This is a genomic window from Microbacterium sp. 1.5R, from assembly GCF_001889265.1.
GTDB lineage: Bacteria > Actinomycetota > Actinomycetes > Actinomycetales > Microbacteriaceae > Microbacterium.
In genome coordinates this window covers 2,277,525-2,298,042 of record NZ_CP018151.1, presented here as the reverse complement: position 1 = coordinate 2,298,042, position 20,518 = coordinate 2,277,525, and the positions used below count along the sequence as shown (strand labels likewise).

Here is a 20,518-nt window from a genome sequence, read left to right as displayed (position 1 = left end):
AACATTTGACATGACATCAGCGCAGCTGAGTCTCGTGAGTACGCTGACCTTCGGGTTGGTTGGAAAGTGGGGCTTCGTGAGCGAGGTGTCTGCACGCTGTTGGGTCCTGAGGGACCGGATGCGATCTTCGGATCGTTTCTGTACCTCTGGGCCTCTTGTTGTTTCCCCTGTGGGGGTGGCGAGAAGGGGTACCGCCCGTACTTTGAGAACTACACAGTGGACGCGAGCATCTTGCAGCCGGCTTCGGTCGGTTGCACAAGATGATCTTAAAGATCATTAGTCAATTTCATGCCAGACCTTCGGGTCTGGTGTCGATTCTGATTCAAACTCATGTGATTTCAAGTCTTTAAGAGCAAACGGTGGATGCCTTGGCATCTGGAGCCGAAGAAGGACGTAGCAATCTGCGATAAGCCTCGGGGAACTGATAAGCAAGTTTTGATCCGAGGGTGTCCGAATGGGGAAACCCCGCTGGGCGGCGTGCCGACCTAGTGACTCCCGCCTGAATATATAGGGCGGGTAGAGGGAACGTGGGGAAGTGAAACATCTCAGTACCCACAGGAAGAGAAAGCAACCGCGATTCCGTTAGTAGTGGCGAGCGAAACCGGAACAGGCTAAACCTAGCGTGTGTGATAGCCGGCAGGCGTTGCACGTTGGGGGTTGTGGGACTTTTCAGTCATCTCTGCCGAGATGGCGGCGTTACACGATGGTATAGACGAACGGTCTTGAAAGGCCGGTCATAGAGGGTGCCAACCCCGTAGTCGAAATGCCAACCGTGGCGCGAAGAGTATCCCAAGTAGCACGGGGCCCGTGAAATCCCGTGTGAATCTGTCAGGACCACCTGATAAGCCTAAATACTCCCAGATGACCGATAGCGGACAAGTACCGTGAGGGAAAGGTGAAAAGTACCCCGGGAGGGGAGTGAAATAGTACCTGAAACCGTTTGCTTACAAACCGTTGGAGCAGCCTTAGTAGCTGTGACAGCGTGCCTTTTGAAGAATGAGCCTGCGAGTTAGCGATATGTGGCGAGGTTAACCCGTTGAGGGGTAGCCGTAGCGAAAGCGAGTCTGAATAGGGCGATTCAGTCGCATGTCCTAGACCCGAAGCGAAGTGATCTATCCATGGCCAGGTTGAAGCGACGGTAAGACGTCGTGGAGGACCGAACCCACTTAGGTTGAAAACTGAGGGGATGAGCTGTGGATAGGGGTGAAAGGCCAATCAAACTTCGTGATAGCTGGTTCTCTCCGAAATGCATTTAGGTGCAGCGTTGCGTGTTTCTTGCCGGAGGTAGAGCTACTGGATGGCCGATGGGCCCTACAAGGTTACTGACGTCAGCCAAACTCCGAATGCCGGTAAGTGAGAGCGCAGCAGTGAGACTGTGGGGGATAAGCTTCATAGTCGAGAGGGAAACAACCCAGACCACCAACTAAGGTCCCAAAGCGCGTGCTAAGTGGGAAAGGATGTGGAGTTGCCTTGACAACCAGGAGGTTGGCTTAGAAGCAGCCACCCTTGAAAGAGTGCGTAATAGCTCACTGGTCAAGTGATTCCGCGCCGACAATGTAACGGGGCTCAAGCACGCCACCGAAGTTGTGGCATTGACATTATTGGTAGGCCTTCGTGGTCCAGCCGTGTTGATGGGTAGGAGAGCGTCGTGTGGCCAGCGAAGCGGCGGTGTAAACCAGCCGTGGAGGCTACACGAGTGAGAATGCAGGCATGAGTAGCGAAAGACGTGTGAGAAACACGTCCTCCGAAAGACCAAGGGTTCCAGGGTCAAGCTAATCTTCCCTGGGTAAGTCGGGACCTAAGGCGAGGCCGACAGGCGTAGTCGATGGACAACGGGTTGATATTCCCGTACCGGCGAAGAACCGCCCAAGCTAATCCAGTAGTGCTAAGTGTCTGAATCCCAGTGACTGATCCCTTCGGGGTGACGCGTTGGGCCTAGCGCACGACCCCATTCTGGTGCGGTTAGCGTATTAACAGGTGTGACGCAGGAAGGTAGTCCAAGCCAGGCGATGGTTGTCCTGGTGCAAGTGCGTAGGCCGAGAGATAGGCAAATCCGTCTCTCACATAGGCTGAGACACGATGCGGATAAAAAGTGGATGATCCTATGCTGCCAAGAAAAGCATCGACGCGAGGTTCTAGCCGCCCGTACCCCAAACCGACTCAGGTGGTCAGGTAGAGAATACCAAGGAGATCGAGAGAATCGTGGTTAAGGAACTCGGCAAAATGCCCCCGTAACTTCGGGAGAAGGGGGGCCTTCGACGTATTAGGACTTGCTCCGAAAGCGTTTGGAGGCCGCAGAGACTAGTGGGTAGCGACTGTTTACTAAAAACACAGGTCCGTGCCAAGTCGCAAGACGATGTATACGGACTGACGCCTGCCCGGTGCTGGAAGGTTAAGAGGACCGGTTAGCCGCAAGGCGAAGCTGAGAATTTAAGCCCCAGTAAACGGCGGTGGTAACTATAACCATCCTAAGGTAGCGAAATTCCTTGTCGGGTAAGTTCCGACCTGCACGAATGGCGTAACGACTTCCCAACTGTCTCAACCGCGAACTCGGCGAAATTGCATTACGAGTAAAGATGCTCGTTACGCGCAGCAGGACGGAAAGACCCCGTGACCTTTACTACAGCTTGGTATTGGTGTTCGGTGTGGCTTGTGTAGGATAGGTGGGAGACTGTGAAGCATGGACGCCAGTTCATGTGGAGTCATTGTTGAAATACCACTCTGGTCACTCTGGATATCTAACTTCGAACCGTAATCCGGTTCAGGGACAGTGCCTGGTGGGTAGTTTAACTGGGGCGGTTGCCTCCCAAAAAGTAACGGAGGCGCCCAAAGGTTCCCTCAACCTGGTTGGCAATCAGGTGTCGAGTGTAAGTGCACAAGGGAGCTTGACTGTGAGACTGACAGGTCGAGCAGGGACGAAAGTCGGGACTAGTGATCCGGCAGTGGCTTGTGGAAGCGCTGTCGCTCAACGGATAAAAGGTACCTCGGGGATAACAGGCTGATCTTGCCCAAGAGTCCATATCGACGGCATGGTTTGGCACCTCGATGTCGGCTCGTCGCATCCTGGGGCTGGAGTAGGTCCCAAGGGTTGGGCTGTTCGCCCATTAAAGCGGTACGCGAGCTGGGTTTAGAACGTCGTGAGACAGTTCGGTCCCTATCCGCTGCGCGCGTAGGAAATTTGAGAGGATCTGACCCTAGTACGAGAGGACCGGGTTGGACGAACCTCTGGTGTGTCAGTTGTTCCGCCAGGAGCACCGCTGATTAGCTACGTTCGGGATGGATAACCGCTGAAAGCATCTAAGCGGGAAGCCGGCCTCAAGATGAGATTTCCATACCTTCGGGTGAGAGGCTCCCAGCCAGACTACTGGGTTGATAGGCCAGATGTGGAAGTGCAGTAATGCATGCAGCTGACTGGTACTAATAAGCCGATGACTTGATAACACACCGTTTGTTGGTGCTACGCGTCCACTGAGTGGTTCTCGATGTACGGTCGAGAACCCTACAGACAACAATGATTTGTCTATAGGTTTGATTGAAACATCAATAGTGTTTCGGCGGCCATAGCGTGAGGGAAACGCCCGGTTTACATTCCGAACCCGGAAGCTAAGCCTCACAGCGCCGATGGTACTGCAGGGGGGACCCTGTGGGAGAGTAGGACACCGCCGGACTTCTTTTAAGCAAATGGCCACCCATCGTTGGGTGGCCATTTTGCGTTAACAACATCTAGAACAGGGAGCATCATGCCGGAAGAGGAAGAGCGCCGTCCGCGTCGCAACGACGACCAGGGATCGCGCAGTAACCGACCTTCCGGAGGACGCTCGGAACAGAATCGCAGCAGCGGTCCGCGTCGCGACGACGCACCCCGCCGCGAGGGCGGTTACAGTCGTGACGGAGGAGCCCCCCGTTCTGGTGGGTACAACCGCGACAACCGCGATGGTGGCGCTCCCCGTTCGGGCGGCTACAGCCGCGATGGTGGTGCCCCCCGTTCTGGTGGGTACAACCGCGATAACCGTGATGGTGGCGCTTCTCGTTCGGGCGGCTACAACCGCGACAACCGTGATGGTGGCGCTCCCCGTTCGGGCGGCTATAACCGCGATGGTGGTGCCCCCCGTTCTGGTGGGTACAACCGCGATAACCGTGATGGTGGCGCTCCCCGTTCGGGCGGCTATAACCGCGATGGTGGTGCCCCGCGCACTGGCGGTTTCAACCGCGATGGTGGTGCCCCGCGCACTGGCGGTTACAACCGCGATGGTGGTGCCCCGCGCACTGGCGGTTACAACCGCGACGGTGGGGCTCCCCGTTCGGGTGGGTACAACCGTGACAGCCGTGATGGTGGTGCTCCGCGTTCTGGTGGGTACAACCGCGACAATCGCGATGGTGGTGCTCCTCGCACTGGTGGGTACAACCGTGACAGCCGTGACGGTGGTGCTCCTCGCACTGGTGGGTACAACCGTGACAGCCGTGACGGTGGTGCTCCTCGCACTGGTGGGTACAACCGTGACAGCCGTGACGGTGGTGCTCCCCGTACCGGTGGCTACAACCGCGACAACCGTGATGGTGGCGCACCTCGTACCGGTGGCTACAACCGCGACAACCGTGACGGTGGCGCACCTCGTACCGGTGGCTACAACCGCGACAACCGTGACGGTGGCGCTCCCCGTACCGGTGGCTACAACCGCGACAACCGTGACGGTGGCGCTCCCCGTACCGGTGGCTACAACCGCGACAACCGTGACGGTGGCGCCCCCCGTACCGGCGGCTACAACCGCGACAACCGCGATGGCGGGCCCCGCACGGGTGGCTACAACCGCGATGACCGCGCGCCGCGGCAGGACCGCGACTCGTCGCGCTCGTACCCGCAGCGTGGGGGAGTGGACCGTGAGCGTCCGGTGCAGGCATCGGGCGATCGTCCTCGCTTCAACGACCCGCACATCCCCGATGACGTCACGGCCCGTGACCTACACACGTCGGCGCGCAATGAGCTGAAGACCCTTAGCAAGGAGAACGCCGACCTCGTCGCTCGTCACCTCGCGATGGCGTCGCGTCTCATCGACGAGGATCCCGCTCTCGCTCATGAGCACGCTCTCGCAGCATCCCGCCGTGCCGGCCGCATCGCGATCGTCCGCGAGACCCTCGGGATCACCGCCTATGCGACCGAGGACTTCGCTCTTGCGCTGCGTGAGCTGCGCACGTACCGCCGCATCTCCGGCAAGGACGATCAGATCGCCCTGATGGTCGACAGCGAGCGGGGCATCGGCCGCCCCGACCGTGCGCTCGAGACCGGTCGCGCTGTCGACCGGACCGCTCTGACCACGCCCGTCCGTGTCTCGCTGGCGATCGCCATGTCGGGTGCACGTCTGGATCAGGGCGACCTCGAACTCGCGCTCGGCGAACTCGAGATCCCTGAGCTCGACCCCGACCGCGCATTCGAGTGGAGCCCCGCACTCTTCGCTGCGCGCGCCGCCGTGCTCGAGGACCTGGGGCGCACCGACGAGGCAGAGTTCTGGGCGCATCGCGCCGAGGTCGCTGCGGAAGCGCTGGGCGTCGACGAAGCCGGTGATGAGGAGATCATCATCGAAGACGGTCTCATCGAAGGTGACTTCGATGACGACCATGCTGAAGACGGCCGGTCCGATTCTGAGTCCGACGATTCTGAGTCCGACGACTCGGAGTCCGACGATTCTGGCTCTGACGATTCTGAGTCCGACCTGGAGCCCGCCGAGTCCGACGAGACCATCGCGGCTGCAGGTGCTGAAGAGGCGGACACCGAGTCCGATATCGAGTCGGAACCGTCGATCGACGACGAGGTGCGTGAGCTTCTCGGCGAGGACGAGGACGAGGACGGCGACCTCGCCGACACCGACGCGAAGCGCACAGCATCCGAGCCCTCTGAGGAGGCGTAGTGGGGCTGTTCTCCAAGAAGCCCGCACTGCGCACGCCGCTCGACGGCGTCGACGCCGTGCTCGCTGACCTGGATGGCGTCGTCTATGCGGGCCCTGGCGCGCTGCCCTACGCGGTGGAGAGCCTCAACGCGGCCGGTGAGACCGCGAGACTCGGTTACATCACGAACAACGCGTCGCGCACCGACGCGTCGGTCGCCGAGCACCTCAGCAGCCTGGGTCTCGACGTCGCCCCGGCTGATGTCATCACCAGCCCGCAGGCCGCCATGCGGCTGCTCGCCGGGATCGTGCCCCCTCCGGCGACGTTGCTGATCGTCGGGGGAGCCGGGCTCGTGGACGAGGCCGAGAAGGCCGGTTACACGGTGACTCGCAGTGCTGAGGATGCTCCGGATGCGGTCGTGCAGGGCTTCGCCCCTGAGGTCGCCTGGACGGACCTCGCAGAAGCGGCATTCGCCCTGAAGCTCCCCGAAGATGAGGGCGGCATCCCGTGGATCGCCACCAACACCGACTGGACGATCCCGCGCGAACGCGGCGTCGCCCCGGGCAACGGGACGCTCGTGTCCGCCGTGCACACGGCGATCGGTCGGCTCGCGACAGTGGCAGGCAAACCGGAGACTCCGATCTTCGAGGAGGCCACGTCGCGCTTCGGCGCGACGAAGCCGCTGTTCATCGGCGACCGTCTCGACACCGACATTCTCGGGGCGGTGAGGGCGGGTATCGACTCCGCGCTGGTGCTCACGGGCATCGACCGGCCGAAGCATGTGCTCGCGGCACCGGAAGGATCCCGTCCGACGTACATCCTGAGCGATCTGCGGGAACTGCACCAGCCGTACCCGGAGCTCACGTCCAAGGACGGCGTCTATTCGGTCAACGGCGCGTCTGTCCGCGTCAGCGGTGCGGATGTCGAGATCATCGCCGAGGGCGAGGCGCAGATCGATCTGCTGCGCGCCGGGGCAGCCGCGATCTGGGCTTCCGGGACACCGGTGTTCGTGCTTCGCGTCCCTGAGCGCCTCTACGACGACCCCTTCCACCGGCCCTGACGGGCAGCCGGGCCCTCGCCGTGGCTCCGCCGACGTGTCGGCCCTGCCGCGTACAGTAGAAGCGTGAGCGAAGAGACGACGAACGCACCGACCGATGGTCTGTGGAGTCGCCTGCGCCTGATCGAGGGGCAGCCTCTCGCTGCCAGAGCAGACGCGTACTCCGGGCTGCATGACGAGCTGTCCCGCCGCCTCGACAGCGGCGCGAGACTCGATCAGCGCGATGCGCCAGGCGCCCGATGACGCGACTCGACGCTGCCCTCGCCGCGCGAGGACTCGCCCGCTCACGCACCCACGCCGCAACCCTGATCGCCGACGGTCTGGTGAGCGTCGACGGCCGACCGGTCGTGAAGGCGTCGACGCCTGTCAGCGATGAGGCCGAGATCTCCGTCGCGGGCGCCGACCACTATGTCGGTCGCGGCGCGCACAAGCTGGTCGCCGCGCTCGCCGGCTTCGGCATCTCTGCCGAAGGGCGCCTGGCGCTCGACATGGGCGCCTCCACCGGTGGCTTCACCCAGGTGCTGCGTGAGCGCGGAGCGCGCCGTGTGCTGGCCGTCGACGTCGGACACGATCAGATGGCCGCTGCCGTGGCATCCGATCCCGGTGTGGTGCGCGTCGAGGGGTACAACGTCCGATACATGACCCCAGAGAACCTGAGGGACGTGACCGGGGAGGACGCAGCCCCCGACCTCATCGTGGGCGACCTCTCGTTCATCTCGCTCGAGCATGTCCTGCCGGCCGTCGCGAGCGTGGCAGCGGCGGGATCCGACATCGTGCTGCTGGTCAAACCCCAGTTCGAGGTCGGTCGAACGGCCGTGCGCGGGGGACTGGTGACAGATCCCGCCACGCGCGCCGACGCCGTCGCGCGGACGGCGTGGAGCGCTTGGGATGCGGGGCTCGGCATGCTCGGCATCCTGTCCTCCCCGATTCTCGGGACCCACGGGAACACGGAATACCTTCTGCACCTCGCACCGGGCCGCGGCAGTGATCCGTCAGAATGGTCGGACCGCATCAACGAACTGACAGGGAGACGATGAACGAGCGCAACATCCTGGTCGTCGCCCATGCCGGCAGGGAAGACACGGTCGAAGCGGCCCTCCGCGTGGTCGATGCGCTGCGTGGCGCGGGGGCGCGCCCCGTGCTCGCCGCCGACGACAGCCTCGACCTGCGTGCCGTCGATGCCCGCTTCGCGGATGTCGACGTGCTCGGCGAGACGGTGCAGCAGGAGCAGCTCGAGCTCGCGATCGTCCTGGGCGGCGACGGCACGATCCTGCGAGCCGCCGAGCTGGTGCGCGGCTGCGCGGCGCCCGTGCTCGGGATCAACATGGGCCACGTCGGATTCCTCGCGGAGATCGATCGTGACGACATGGATGCCGCCATGCGCCGCGTCATCGACCGCGACTACGAGGTCGAAGAGCGTCTCGCGCTGTCGGTCCGGGTCAAGGACGTCGACGGCGAGGTGGTCTACGAGACGTTCGCCCTCAACGAGGCGACGGTCGAGAAGGCGAGTCGGGAGCGCATGATCGAGGTCGTGCTCGAGATCGACGGACGCCCCCTCTCGAGCTTCGGATGCGACGGAATGGTCGTGTCCACTCCGACCGGGTCCACGGCCTACAACTTCTCCGCGGGCGGTCCGGTCATCTGGCCGAGCGTCGAAGCCATCGCGGTGGTGCCGCTCTCGGCGCACGCGCTCTTCGCCAAGCCGCTGGTGGTCAGCCCCGATGCCGCCGTGGCCATCGAGATGCTCGAAGGCACGTCCGGCGCCGGCATCCTCTGGTGCGACGGGCGACGGTCCCACGACCTGCCGCCGGGGGCCCGAGTCGTCGTGCGGCGATCATCGCGCCCCGTGCGCCTCGCGCGTCTGCACCCGACCGCGTTCACCGATCGTCTGGTGCGCAAGTTCCAGTTGCCGGTCGCGGGATGGCGCGGGCAGGGGGCAGCCTCATGATCGAGGAGATGCGGATGCAGGGACTCGGCGTGATCGCCGACGCCGTGCTGCCTCTCGGGCCCGGATTCACCGCGATCACAGGTGAGACCGGTGCCGGCAAGACGATGGTCGTGACCGGCCTCGGGCTGCTGCTCGGTCAGCGCGCCGATTCCGGAGCGGTGCGTGCCGGTGCCACCCAGGCCTCGGTCGCGGGTGTGTGGATCGTCCCCGAGACCGGCGACGTCGCGGACATCGTGGCAGACGCCGGCGGCGAGCTGGAACCCGCCGGTTCCGGTGCCGCAGAGCTGTACGTCTCACGCACGCTGAGCGCCGAGGGACGCAGCCGTGCGAGCGTCGGAGGACGCGCGGCGCCGGCGGGTGTGCTGTCGGCCCTGGCCGAGGAGCTGGTCGTCGTGCACGGTCAGTCCGAGCAGCTCAGGCTGCGCTCTGCCGCTGCGCAGCGCGATGCGCTCGATCGCTTCGGAGGAGCGCCGATCGCCCGGGCGCTCGACGCCTACGCATCGTCGTTCACCCGGTGGCGCGAGCTGGATTCCGAAATCGCGGACATCACCGAGAACCGTGATCGTCGAGCCGACGAGGCCTCCCGGCTTCGGGAGGCACTTGCTCTCATCGAGGCTGCCGCCCCCGAACCGGGCGAGGACGTCGAGCTGTCGGCACGGGCCGAGCGCCTGGCGAACGCCGAGGAGCTGCGCCTCGCGGCCTCGCTGGCCCACGGCGCGCTCTCGAACGAAGAGGGCGAGCCCGACGCATCCGCGTTGATCGCCGAGGCGCGTCGCGCGCTCGAACGGGTCTCCGACGCCGCGCTCACCGAGATATCCGCAGGCCTCGCCGACATCGGCTACCGGATCGCCGACATCGCCGGACAGCTCTCCGCCTACCTCGCCGATCTCGACGAATCGGGACCGCACGAGCTCGCGGCGGTCGAAGAGCGGCGCGCGGCACTGAGCACGCTCATCCGTGCGCACGGTTCGCTGGACGAGACTCTCGAGCTGTGGCAGACCGGATCGACCCGGCTCGCCGAACTCGAAGACGACGGCGAGCGGCTCGCACGCCTCGAGGCCGAACGGGACGCCGCTCGTGCAGAACTGGATTCCCGGGCCGAGGCACTGACCGCGGAGCGCACCGCAGCCGCAGCACGCCTGGGCGTCGCCGTGAGCGATGAGCTGCACGAGCTCGCCATGCCGGACGCGACTCTCGAGGTCGCGGTCACGCCCGGGGCGGAGAGCGCTCACGGCCGCGACGACGTCGCCATCCTGCTCGCGCCCCACCCCGGTGCCGAACCCCGCTCCGTCTCGAAGGGGGCATCCGGCGGTGAGCTGTCGCGCGTGATGCTCGCCATCGAGGTCGTGATCGCCGGCACCGACCCCGTGCCGACCTTCGTCTTCGACGAGGTCGATGCCGGGATCGGCGGTGCGGCGGCGATCGAGGTCGGCCGACGACTCGCCCGACTCGCAGAGAAGTCGCAGGTGATCGCCGTGACTCATCTGGCTCAGGTCGCCGCGTTCGCCAACAACCACCTCTCCGTCGTGAAATCCCACGACGGAGCAGTCACCGCATCGAGTGTCCGCCGTCTCGAAGGCCAGGAGCGCGAGGCCGAGATGGCCCGACTGCTGTCCGGATTGACCGATTCGGATGCCGCGATCACCCACGCCCGAGAACTTCTCAGCCTCGGCGCCCTCACCTCCTGATAGGATCGAAGCCCGTGATGAACTCTTCTTCTGCGGGGCCCAAGAACGACACGACCAAGCACATCTTTGTGACGGGTGGTGTCGTTTCGTCTTTGGGTAAGGGGCTCACTGCCGCAAGCCTCGGCAACCTCCTCACCGCACGCGGACTCCGCGTCGTGATGCAGAAGCTCGACCCGTATCTCAACGTCGATCCGGGCACGATGAACCCGTTCCAGCACGGTGAGGTCTTCGTCACGGATGACGGTGCCGAGACCGACCTCGACATCGGCCACTACGAGCGCTTCCTCGACATCAACCTGTCGCAGGCGGCGAACGTCACGACCGGTCAGATCTACTCGCAGGTCATCGCCCGCGAGCGTCGCGGCGAGTACCTCGGCGACACCGTGCAGGTCATCCCGCACATCACCGATGAGATCAAGCGCCGCATGCGTCTGCAGGCGACCGAGGATCCTCGCCCCGACGTGATCATCACCGAGGTCGGCGGAACGGTCGGCGACATCGAGTCGCAGCCGTTCCTCGAGGCCGCTCGTCAGCTGCGTCACGAGCTCGGACGCGACAGCGTGTTCTTCGTGCACGTCTCGCTGGTTCCGTTCATGGGCGCATCCGGTGAGCAGAAGACGAAGCCGACCCAGCACTCGGTGGCGGCCCTCCGTCAGGTCGGCATCCAGCCCGATGCCCTCGTGCTCCGCAGCGACCGGCCTGTGAGCGAGAGCAACCGCAACAAGATCGCACTCATGTGCGACGTCGACGCCGAGGGCGTCATCAACACGGTCGATCTGCCGAGCATCTACGACATCCCTTCGACGCTCAACGACCAGGGGCTCGACTCGTACATCGTGCGCCGCCTCGGACTCGACCAGAAGGCTGCCGACGAGGTGGACTGGTCGCGCTGGAGCAAGGTCCTCCACGCCGTGCACAACCCGAAGCACGAGGTCACCATCGGCCTGGTCGGCAAGTACATCGACCTGCCGGACGCCTACCTCTCGGTGACCGAAGCGCTGAAGGCCGGCGGTTTCGCACAGGAGACCAAGGTCAACATCCGCTGGATCCCGTCGGACCGCTGCGAGACCCCCGAGGGCGCGCGCGAGCAGCTCGCCGCACTCGACGGCATCTGCGTTCCCGGTGGCTTCGGCATCCGTGGGATCGAGGGCAAGCTCGGTGCGCTGAAGTTCGCGCGCGAGCAGGGAATTCCGACCCTCGGCCTGTGCCTCGGCCTCCAGTGCATGGTCATCGAATACGCCCGTGATGTCGCCGGCATCGAGGGCGCGTCGTCGAGCGAGTTCGACCCCGAGACGACCGAGCCGGTCATCGCCACGATGGCGGAGCAGATCGAGATCCTCGACGGTGGAGACCTGGGTGGCACGATGCGGCTCGGCCTCTACAAGGCGGCGCTGGCGGAGGGCTCCCTGGCGAGCGAGCTGTACGGCGGCCCCGAGGCGTCGGAGCGTCACCGCCACCGCTACGAGGTCAACAACGCCTACCGTGCGCGTCTCTCCGAGGCCGGTCTGGTCTTCTCGGGTCTCAACCCCGAGCTCGACCTGGTCGAGTACGTCGAGCTCCCGCGGGACGTCCACCCGTACTACATCGCCACCCAGGCGCACCCGGAGCTCCGCTCGCGCCCGACCGACCCGCACCCGCTGTTCCGTGGCCTGGTCGGGGCTGCGATCGAGCGTCACCGCTCGAGCGAGCTCTTCGACGTCGAGGCCGATGCCGAGTTCGGCGAAGCAGTCGCCTGAGCGTGGCGAAGCCCATGTCTGAGTTCGATGAGCTGAGAGACGAGCCCTTCCAGCCGGAGGTTCTGCAGAGCGACCTCGTCTACGAGGGTGCCGTATGGAATGTGCGCGACGACCGTGTGCGTTACGGCGACGGGGAGATCCGCCGTCAGTATGTCGCGCACACCGGCGCCGTAGCGATCCTCGCGCTCGATGACCAGGGTCGCGTACTGCTGATCCAGCAGTACCGGCACCCGATCCGTCACCGCGACTGGGAGCTGCCGGCAGGTCTGCTCGACATGCCGGGGGAGGAGCCCCTCGCGGCAGCTCAGCGCGAGCTGGCGGAGGAGGCCGATCTCGTCGCCGCGCACTGGGAGCCGCTCGTATCGTCGTGGACGACCCCGGGTGGCAACGACGAGGTCATCCACGTCTTCCTCGCGAGTGGTGTGTCGACGGCGAACGAAGCGCACGCGCGCGTGGACGAAGAGGCTGACATCCGTGTGGAGTGGGTGCCGCTCGATGCCGCGGTCGCCGCGGTGCTCGATGGGCGGATGCGCAACGGCATCCTCAGCATCGGCGTCCTCGCGGCCGCGCAGAGGCTGCGCGACCGGAGCTGAGCATGCAGCTCGACCGAGCGTTGGACACGTATCTGCGCCACGTCACGATCGAGCGCGGTCTCAGCGAGCACACTATCTCCGCGTATCGACGCGACCTGGACATGTATCTGGAGTGGCTCGTGTCCGAGGGGGTGACGGACACCGCTGAGATCAGCCCGGCGGTCGTCGGACGCTTCATCGCCGATCGCTCCGGGGCCGATCCGGCTCCTGCGGCGACGAGCCTCGCCCGCCTGCAGTCGTCGGTGCGCGGATGGCACCGGTTCCTGGCGCGTGAAGGGATCGAACCGGATGACCCGAGCGGGCGTCTCCGTCCGCCCAAGGCCCCGCGGCGTCTGCCGAAGGCGCTGACGATCGACCAGGTCGAGAGCCTCCTCGGCGCCCCCAGCGCGGAGGATCCGCTGGGCATCCGTGACCGGGCCCTGCTCGAGCTGCTCTACGCGACCGGCGCTCGTGTGTCGGAGGCCGTCGGGCTCGACGTCGACGACCTCGCTCATGGCGATGTCCTGCGCCTCCGTGGCAAGGGGTCGAAGGAACGTATCGTGCCGATCGGCTCGTTCGCCCGCGCAGCGGTGGACGCGTACCTCACCCGGGTCCGTCCCGGGCTCGCAGTGAAGGGTCGGGCGTCGGCGCGGCTGTTCCTCGGCGCGCGCGGTGCGCCCCTGTCACGCCAGAGCGCCTGGCTGGTCATCCGCGCGGCCGCGGAGAACGCGCACATCACCGCCGAGGTCTCACCGCACACGCTGCGGCACTCGTTCGCCACGCACCTGCTGCAGGGCGGCGCAGACGTGCGCGTCGTGCAGGAGCTGCTCGGACACGCCTCGGTCGCGACGACCCAGATCTACACGCACGTGTCTGTCGACACGCTGCGCGACATCTACGCGACGTCGCACCCTCGCGCCCGGTGAGCCGAGCTGCGGCCAAAACGCGGGATCGCCGCGGCCGAGGCGTGGAACCCTCCGGGCGATCGGTAGACTCGATCAAGCACGAAACGAGCAGGAGAATCGGTGGCTGAGAACGCGGCGAAGTCCAGGGCGAAGACGTCGAAGACCGACGACACCCCCATGGGACCCACCGGGCGTCCCTATCACGGCTTCGCGACCCCTGCTCCTCTCGCCTCGCATGGTCCCGCCCGCATCATCGCCCTCTGCAATCAGAAGGGCGGCGTCGGCAAGACGACGACCTCGATCAACCTCGCTGCGGCTCTCGCCGAATATGGCCGGAAGGTCCTCGCGGTCGACTTCGACCCGCAGGGCGCACTGTCGGCTGGTCTCGGGATTCAGACGCACGATGTGCCGACGATCTACGATCTGCTGCTCGACACCAAGCGCGACGCACATGATGCGATCGTGCACTCGGGTGTCGAAGGCCTCGACGTCATGCCGGCGAACATCGACCTGTCGGCCGCTGAGGTGCACCTCGTGAACGAGGTCGCCCGCGAGACGATCCTCGCCCGTGTCCTCCGCCAGGTCGCGGGGGAGTACGACGTCATCCTCATCGACTGCCAGCCCTCGCTCGGTCTGCTGACGGTCAACGCGCTGACCGCCGCTCACGGCGTCATCATCCCGCTCGAGTGCGAGTTCTTCGCGCTTCGCGGTGTGGCGCTGCTGATCGAGACGATCGACAAGGTGCGCGACCGGCTGAACCCGTCGATCACCATGGACGGCCTCCTCGCCACCATGTACGACCCGCGCACCCTGCACTCGCGTGAGGTTCTCGAGCGTGTGGTCGAGGCGTTCGGGGACGACGTCCTGGAGACCGTGATCGGTCGAACCGTCAAGTTCCCCGATGCATCGGTGTCCGGTGTGCCGATCACCGAGTTCGCTCCGGAGCACGCTGCCGCGCAGGCGTACCTGCGACTGGCGCGGGAGCTGGTCGCCCGTGGCGCTGTCGCCTGAGCTCGAGCCGCCAGACACCCCGGCTCAGTCCGTCTCGCCTCAGTCCGTCTCGCCCGTTCAGTCCGTCTCGCCCGTTCAGTCCGTCGCGGACATCGGCTCAGACATCGCTGACACCGCACCGCCGGCGGATCCCGGGTTCCGCGTCTCCCTGTCGAACTTCGACGGCCCGTTCGACCTTCTGCTGAACCTCATCTCGAAGCACGAGATGGACATCACCGAGGTGTCGCTGAGCGCCGTCACCAACGAGTTCATCGCTTACCTCAAGGAGCTCGACGACGACGAGGAGCTCGATCAGGCGTCCGAGTTCCTGGTGGTCGCAGCGACGCTGCTCGACATGAAGGTGGCGGGACTGCTGCCTCAGGGCGAGCTGGTGGATGCCGAAGCCGTCGCTCTCCTCGAAGCACGTGACCTCCTCTTCGCGCGACTCCTGCAGTACCGCGCCTTCAAAGAGGTCTCGGCGTGGTTCGCCCGATGCCTGCAGCGCGAGGACCGTCGGCACGTGCGTGCTGTCCGGCTGGATGAGAAGCACAGGCGAAAGACCCCCGAGCTCGTGTGGTCGCTCAGCGCGGATGACTTCGCCGCGCTCGCGCTTCTCGCGTTCGCGCCGAAGGAGATCCCGCATGTCGGCCTCGATCACCTGCACGCTCCGCTCGTCAGCATCCGCGAACAGGCCGCGATCGTGGTCACTCTGCTGCGCGCGGCGGAGTCCGTGAGCTTCCGCGAGCTGGTCGCGGGTGTGAGCGAGCCCGGGATCGTGGTCGCGCGGTTCATCTCCGTGCTGGAGCTCTACCGGCACGCCGCACTCTCCTTCGAACAACTGGAACCGCTCGGCGAGCTCACGCTGCGCTGGGCTGCCGACTCCTGGTCGGACGAGACACTGGCATCCCTGGGAGCCGACTATGACCGATGACACCGTTGACGCAGTGACCGAGCCGGCCGTGCGTGACACGCCTCTCTCCGAGCGTATCGAGGCGATCCTGCTGATCATCGACGAGCCGATCGGACTCGTCGCTCTCGCCGCTGCCGTCGGATCACCGGTCGCGGCCGTCCGACAGACGATCGAGACGCTGGTCGACGATTACGACGGCAAGGGTCACGGACCGCGACGGGGTTTCGAGCTGCGTGAGGTCGGCGGGGGGTGGCGCCTGTACGTCCGGGAGGATCACGACGACGTCGTCGCGGAGTTCGTCGGGGGACAAGCGCCGGCGCGACTCTCGCAGGCGGCGCTCGAGACGCTCGCGGTGATCGCCTACAAGCAGCCCGTCACGCGCAGCCAGGTGGCATCTATCCGCGCGGTGAACGTCGACTCCGTCGTGCGGACGCTCCTCGCGCGAGGTCTCATCACCGAGCTGTTCGCGGACTCCGAGACCGGCGCCATCAACTACGGCACGACCGACGCGCTGCTGCAGCACCTGGGCATCAACTCGCTCGACGAGCTGCCCCCCATCTCTCCTCTGCTCGACGACGGCGCGGACGGCTTCGACGAAGGGACCATCCGATGATCTCGGTCGTCCTGACGGCATCGACCGGCCGCGACGGCACGACGCGCAGAATCAGTTTCAACGAAGGGACCATCCGATGAGCGGCTTCGAGACACCAGAGGGCATCCGCCTGCAGAAGGTGCTGTCGGCGGCAGGCGTGGCCTCGCGACGCGTGATCGAGCAGTACATCGTCGAAGGGCGCATCCGTGTCAACGGCGTGACCGTCACCGAGCTCGGCCGTCGCGTCGACCCGGAGACCGATCTCATCGATGTGGACGGCACCGCTGTTCAGCTCGACGTGTCGAAGCGCTATGTGATGCTGAACAAGCCCACCGGGGTCGTCAGCAGCATGCGGGACGAGAACGATCGCCCCGATCTGCGCAGGTTCACCGAGGACTACGAGGAGCGGCTCTACAACGTCGGGCGGCTCGACGCGGAGACCAGCGGGCTGCTCGTGCTGACCAACGACGGAGACCTCGCTCACGTGCTCGCTCACCCGTCGTTCGGCGTGACCAAGGTCTACATCGCCAAGGTCGAAGGCGAAGTGACCGCGCAGACGATCTCGAAGCTCACCCGGGGCATCGAGCTCGACGACGGTCCGATCGCGGCAGACAAGGCGAGGCTGCTCGACACCTCTCGCGGGTCGAGTCTCGTCGAGCTGACACTGCACTCCGGGCGCAATCGCATCGTCCGACGGATGCTGGCAGCGGTCGGCCACCCGGTGACCGAACTCGTGCGCCGCCAGTTCGGCCCGCTGCACCTGGGAACCCTCCCGGTTGGGAAGACGCGCGAACTGACTAAAATCGAACTCGGCGCACTCTTGACTCTGTCGCGCCGTGATTCCGGTGTCGCCGAGGCGCCAGGCGAGCAACAGGAGAACGAGTGACCGATACGACGAGTGCGCCCACGGGGGCTCGGAGTTCTGTCGCGCCACGAATCGCGGCCAGACTCTCGGGAACCGTTCGCGTCGTCGGCGCCGGGCTGCTCGGCGCGAGCATCGGACATGCCCTTCGTGCGAAGGGTGTCGACGTGGTGCTCGCCGACACCTCGCCCGCCCAGCTGCGTCTCGCGATCGACTACGGGGCGGGCCGCTCGGCCGCCGAGGACGATTCGCCGGTGCTGGTCGTGGTCGCCGTGCCGCCGGACGTCACCGCGGATGTCATCGAGTCGGAGCTGAGTCGTTTCCCTCATGCTGTCGTCACCGACGTGGCGAGCGTCAAGCTCGAGCCCCTGCACAGCCTGCAGCACCGTGGCGTCGACCTCACCCGCTACATCGGCTCGCACCCCCTCGCCGGACGCGAGCGCGGCGGAGCGATCTCTGCGCGCGCCGACCTCTTCGTGGGCCGCCCCTGGGTGGTGTGCCGGGATGCCGACACGACCGCCACCGATCTCGCGCTCGTCGAAGCGCTCGCCCTCGATGTCGGAGCGATGCCGCTCGAGATGACTCCCGAGGAGCACGACCGCTCGGTCGCTCTCACCTCCCACGTTCCTCAGGTCGTCGCGAGCCTGCTCGCCGGCCGTCTCGCCACCGCCGACGAGGGTGCGCTGCGCCTCTCCGGCCAGGGCGTCCGCGACACGACGCGTATCGCGGCATCCGCACCCGAACTCTGGGTGCAGATCCTCGGAGCGAACGCCGGGCCCGTGGTCGAGATCCTCGACGCTCTGGCATCCGATCTCCGCGAAGTGTCGGACGCTCTGCGAGCGCCCGAGGCCCCCGGTGCTCGGCGTGTGGTCGCCGAGACGATCCGGCAGGGCAACGACGGCGTCGAACGTCTTCCCGGAAAGCACGGGCAGAACCAGCGATTCGAGTCCCTGGTCGTGATGGTCGACGACACCGCCGGCCAGCTCGGTCGACTGTTCGGCGAACTCGGAGAGCTCGGCGTCAACGTCGAGGACCTCCGTCTCGAGCACTCGCCGGGCGCGCAGTTCGGCCTGGCCGAGATCAGCGTCGACCCTGCTGCGCTGCACGGGGCGATCACCGGACTTCAGGAACGCGGCTGGCGGATTGCAGGTACCACCAATGACTGATTTCATCGCGATCGACGGGCCCGCCGGCTCCGGCAAGTCCAGCGTGTCCAAGGCGGTCGCTCGGGCTCTGGGCTTCGGCTACCTCGACACCGGCTCCGCGTACCGCGCTCTCGCCTGGCATGTGCTGGATCGAGGCGCCGACACGGCGGATGCCGCGGCGGTGCTCGACGCCGTCTCCCACTTCCCTGTGCGCCTCGGCCTCGACCCCGACGATCGCACCGTGCTCGTCGGAGAGGTCGACGTCACGGACGCGATCCGCGAACCATCGGTCTCGAGCGCGGTGAGCGGCGTCGCCCGTGTGCCCGAGGTGCGGGACCGGGTCAATCGTCTCTTCCGCACCCTCGTCGCCGAGGCGCCGTACCCGGCGGTCGTCGTCGAGGGGCGGGACATCACCACCGTGGTGGCTCCCGACGCCCCGGTGCGCATCCTCCTCACGGCTGCGCCCGAGGTGCGCGCCGCACGACGTGCCGGCGAGCTCGCCGGCGAGAACGCCGAGGCCGTCGCGGCCGCACTGCACAAGCGCGACGCATCAGACAGCGCCGTCGTCGACTTCCTGAACGCCGCAGACGGCGTCGAGGTCGTCGATTCGACGGAGCTCGATTTCACACAGACCATCGACGCCGTCCTCGCGGTGATCGAACGAATCCGAGGAGTACACCATGGCTGACGACGAATACGAAGGCGGCCCCGACCAGCTCGCCGAGAAGATGGAGTCGCTCGACGAGCAGCTCGCGGAGGCGCGCGCCGAGACCCTGCGCGCCGGCCTCGCCGACTACGACCTGGACGATGAAGATGCCGCCCTTCTCGCCGGCATCACGATGGGCGAGGACGGGATCCAGTTCTTCCCGGCCCTGCCGGTCGTCGCGATCGTCGGTCGACCGAACGTCGGCAAGTCGGCTCTCGTTAACCGCATCCTCGGTCGTCGTGAGGCGGTCGTCGAGGACACCCCCGGCGTGACCCGCGACCGCGTGACGTACAAGGCCGAGTGGGCCGACCGTCGCTTCTCGCTCGTCGACACGGGCGGCTGGGAGCCCGACGCCCGCGGCATCGACCGCTCGGTCGCCGCGCAGGCGGAGGTCGCGATCGACCTCGCCGACATCGTGCTGTTCGTCGTCGACGCCATGGTCGGCGCCACGTCGACCGATGAGCACGTCGTGAAGCTGCTGCGCAAGAGCGGCAAGCCGGTCTTCCTCGTCGCCAACAAGATCGACGACGCTCGTCAGGAACCTGAGGCTGCGGCTCTCTGGAACCTCGGCCTCGGCGAGCCCTACCCGGTGTCGGCGATCCACGGTCGTGGCGTCGCCGATCTGCTCGACCAGCTGCTGAAGAAGCTGCCGGATGTCTCCGCGGTCGCGAAGGCCGAGATCGGCGGGCCGCGGCGCGTCGCGATCCTCGGTCGACCGAACGTCGGCAAGTCCTCGCTGCTCAACAAGGCGGCCGGCGAAGAGCGCGTGGTCGTGAACGACCTCGCGGGAACCACCCGTGACCCGGTCGATGAGATCGTCGAGCTCGGTGGCAAGCTCTGGCGCCTCGTCGACACCGCCGGCATCCGCCGCCGGGTGCACATGGCGCAGGGTGCTGACTTCTACGCGTCGCTGCGCACGTCCGCTGCTCTCGAGAAGGCGGAGGTCGCGGTCGTCGTCCTCGATGTGTCCGAGACGATCAGCGAGCAGGACGTCCGCATCATCGATCTCGTGCTCGAGTCGGGCCGCTCTCTCGTGCTGGCATTCAACAAGTGGGATCGTCTGAACGACGACGACCTCGAGAACGCCGATCGACGTCGGTACCTCGAGCGTGAGATCGAGCAGGACCTGGCGCACGTCGCCTGGGCACCCCGCGTGAACATCTCGGCCAAGACCGGTCGTCACCTCGACAAGCTCGTGCCGGCGCTCGAGACGGCGCTGGAGAACTGGGACCGTCGCATCCCGACGGGCAAGTTCAACGCCTTCCTCGCAGAGCTCGTCGCCGAGCACCCGCACCCGCTGCGTGGCGGAAAGCAGCCGCGCATCCTGTTCGGCACGCAGGCATCGACGCGTCCGCCGACGTTCGTGCTGTTCACGACGGGATTCCTCGACCCGGGCTACCGCCGCTTCATTCAGCGTCGTCTGCGCGAGCTCTACGAATTCGACGGAACTCCGATCGTCATCAACATGAGGGTCCGCGAGAAGCGCCAGCGCTGATCGCACCCGATTCGACAGCTGTGCCCGCGCGA

General features: G+C 65.9%; 16 protein-coding genes and 2 rRNA genes. All 18 read left to right on the top strand.

The genetic code is table 11. The features are described 5' to 3' along the window. Window positions 1-336 precede the first annotated feature (336 nt). The 18 genes from BMW26_RS10985 (at window position 337) to der (ending at window position 20,486) form a co-directional block, all read left to right on the top strand. Window positions 337-3,441 (top strand): 23S ribosomal RNA (locus tag BMW26_RS10985). A 109-nt stretch (window positions 3,442-3,550) separates the two neighbouring features. Then, window positions 3,551-3,668, top strand: a 5S ribosomal RNA gene (rrf, locus tag BMW26_RS10980). A gap of 1,203 nt (window positions 3,669-4,871) precedes the next feature. Continuing rightward, window positions 4,872-5,903, top strand: coding sequence for a hypothetical protein (locus BMW26_RS10970; RefSeq protein WP_232224453.1), 1,032 nt, complete (start codon window positions 4,872-4,874; stop codon window positions 5,901-5,903). After that, complete coding sequence (locus tag BMW26_RS10965; protein ID WP_072591490.1) at window positions 5,903-6,940, top strand: HAD-IIA family hydrolase; 1,038 nt, start codon at window positions 5,903-5,905, stop codon at window positions 6,938-6,940. Before BMW26_RS10970 ends, BMW26_RS10965 begins: the two co-directional genes overlap by 1 nt. A 63-nt stretch (window positions 6,941-7,003) precedes the next feature. Then, window positions 7,004-7,180: a hypothetical protein gene (locus BMW26_RS17765; RefSeq protein ID WP_171821925.1), complete on the top strand. Its 177-nt coding sequence runs from the start codon at window positions 7,004-7,006 to the stop codon at window positions 7,178-7,180. After that, window positions 7,177-7,974 (top strand): TlyA family RNA methyltransferase, encoded by a 798-nt coding sequence (locus BMW26_RS10960; RefSeq protein WP_072591489.1) that lies wholly within the window; start codon window positions 7,177-7,179, stop codon window positions 7,972-7,974. The genes BMW26_RS17765 and BMW26_RS10960 overlap by 4 nt, the downstream gene beginning before the upstream one ends. Continuing rightward, window positions 7,971-8,885, top strand: coding sequence for an NAD kinase (locus BMW26_RS10955; RefSeq protein ID WP_053096854.1), 915 nt, complete (start codon window positions 7,971-7,973; stop codon window positions 8,883-8,885). The genes BMW26_RS10960 and BMW26_RS10955 overlap by 4 nt, the downstream gene beginning before the upstream one ends. Continuing rightward, entirely contained in the window at window positions 8,882-10,573 is a 1,692-nt protein-coding gene (gene recN / locus BMW26_RS10950) for a DNA repair protein RecN (protein WP_072591488.1), read from the top strand. Before BMW26_RS10955 ends, recN begins: the two co-directional genes overlap by 4 nt. A gap of 17 nt (window positions 10,574-10,590) precedes the next feature. Beyond that, window positions 10,591-12,309, top strand: coding sequence for a CTP synthase (locus tag BMW26_RS10945; protein WP_053096852.1), 1,719 nt, complete (start codon window positions 10,591-10,593; stop codon window positions 12,307-12,309). Between the two features lie 14 nt (window positions 12,310-12,323). After that, window positions 12,324-12,902, top strand: a complete 579-nt coding sequence (locus BMW26_RS10940; protein ID WP_053099170.1) for an NUDIX domain-containing protein — start codon at window positions 12,324-12,326, stop codon at window positions 12,900-12,902. A 2-nt stretch (window positions 12,903-12,904) separates the two neighbouring features. Continuing rightward, the gene (xerD, locus tag BMW26_RS10935) at window positions 12,905-13,807 is read left to right on the top strand and encodes a site-specific tyrosine recombinase XerD (RefSeq protein WP_072591487.1); all 903 of its coding nucleotides are present in this window, start codon (window positions 12,905-12,907) and stop codon (window positions 13,805-13,807) included. Between the two features lie 156 nt (window positions 13,808-13,963). Further along, window positions 13,964-14,797 (top strand): ParA family protein, encoded by an 834-nt coding sequence (locus BMW26_RS10930; RefSeq protein WP_053099169.1) that lies wholly within the window; start codon window positions 13,964-13,966, stop codon window positions 14,795-14,797. A gap of 91 nt (window positions 14,798-14,888) precedes the next feature. Beyond that, the gene (locus tag BMW26_RS10925; protein ID WP_072592317.1) at window positions 14,889-15,707 is read left to right on the top strand and encodes a segregation and condensation protein A; all 819 of its coding nucleotides are present in this window, start codon (window positions 14,889-14,891) and stop codon (window positions 15,705-15,707) included. Continuing rightward, window positions 15,697-16,299 carry an SMC-Scp complex subunit ScpB gene (gene scpB / locus BMW26_RS10920; protein ID WP_072591486.1) on the top strand — a complete coding sequence of 201 codons (603 nt, stop codon included), beginning with the start codon at window positions 15,697-15,699 and terminating at the stop codon, window positions 16,297-16,299. The genes BMW26_RS10925 and scpB overlap by 11 nt, the downstream gene beginning before the upstream one ends. Window positions 16,300-16,375: 76 nt before the next feature. Further along, on the top strand, window positions 16,376-17,164 hold the full coding sequence (locus BMW26_RS10915) for a pseudouridine synthase (protein WP_056278993.1): 789 nt from the start codon (window positions 16,376-16,378) through the stop codon (window positions 17,162-17,164). Then, on the top strand, window positions 17,161-18,306 hold the full coding sequence (locus BMW26_RS10910; protein ID WP_083569352.1) for a prephenate dehydrogenase: 1,146 nt from the start codon (window positions 17,161-17,163) through the stop codon (window positions 18,304-18,306). Before BMW26_RS10915 ends, BMW26_RS10910 begins: the two co-directional genes overlap by 4 nt. Next, a complete protein-coding gene (cmk, locus tag BMW26_RS10905; RefSeq protein ID WP_072591485.1) occupies window positions 18,299-18,973 on the top strand; it encodes a (d)CMP kinase in 675 nt (224 codons plus the stop codon). Before BMW26_RS10910 ends, cmk begins: the two co-directional genes overlap by 8 nt. After that, entirely contained in the window at window positions 18,966-20,486 is a 1,521-nt protein-coding gene (der, locus tag BMW26_RS10900; protein WP_053096842.1) for a ribosome biogenesis GTPase Der, read from the top strand. The genes cmk and der overlap by 8 nt, the downstream gene beginning before the upstream one ends. The last annotated feature ends 32 nt before the right edge of the window (window positions 20,487-20,518 follow it).

Bases quoted from the DNA above. Each gene is read 5' to 3' on its own strand.
- BMW26_RS10960 (WP_072591489.1), top strand. From the start codon at position 7,177: ATGACGCGACTCGACGCTGCCCTCGCCGCGCGAGGACTCGCCCGCTCA.
- BMW26_RS10955 (WP_053096854.1), top strand. From the start codon at position 7,971: ATGAACGAGCGCAACATCCTGGTCGTCGCCCATGCCGGCAGGGAAGAC.
- recN (WP_072591488.1), top strand. From the start codon at position 8,882: ATGATCGAGGAGATGCGGATGCAGGGACTCGGCGTGATCGCCGACGCC.
- BMW26_RS10945 (WP_053096852.1), top strand. From the start codon at position 10,591: ATGAACTCTTCTTCTGCGGGGCCCAAGAACGACACGACCAAGCACATC.
- BMW26_RS10940 (WP_053099170.1), top strand. From the start codon at position 12,324: ATGTCTGAGTTCGATGAGCTGAGAGACGAGCCCTTCCAGCCGGAGGTT.
- xerD (WP_072591487.1), top strand. From the start codon at position 12,905: ATGCAGCTCGACCGAGCGTTGGACACGTATCTGCGCCACGTCACGATC.
- BMW26_RS10930 (WP_053099169.1), top strand. From the start codon at position 13,964: ATGGGACCCACCGGGCGTCCCTATCACGGCTTCGCGACCCCTGCTCCT.
- scpB (WP_072591486.1), top strand. From the start codon at position 15,697: ATGACCGATGACACCGTTGACGCAGTGACCGAGCCGGCCGTGCGTGAC.
- BMW26_RS10915 (WP_056278993.1), top strand. From the start codon at position 16,376: ATGAGCGGCTTCGAGACACCAGAGGGCATCCGCCTGCAGAAGGTGCTG.
- cmk (WP_072591485.1), top strand. From the start codon at position 18,299: ATGACTGATTTCATCGCGATCGACGGGCCCGCCGGCTCCGGCAAGTCC.
- der (WP_053096842.1), top strand. From the start codon at position 18,966: ATGGCTGACGACGAATACGAAGGCGGCCCCGACCAGCTCGCCGAGAAG.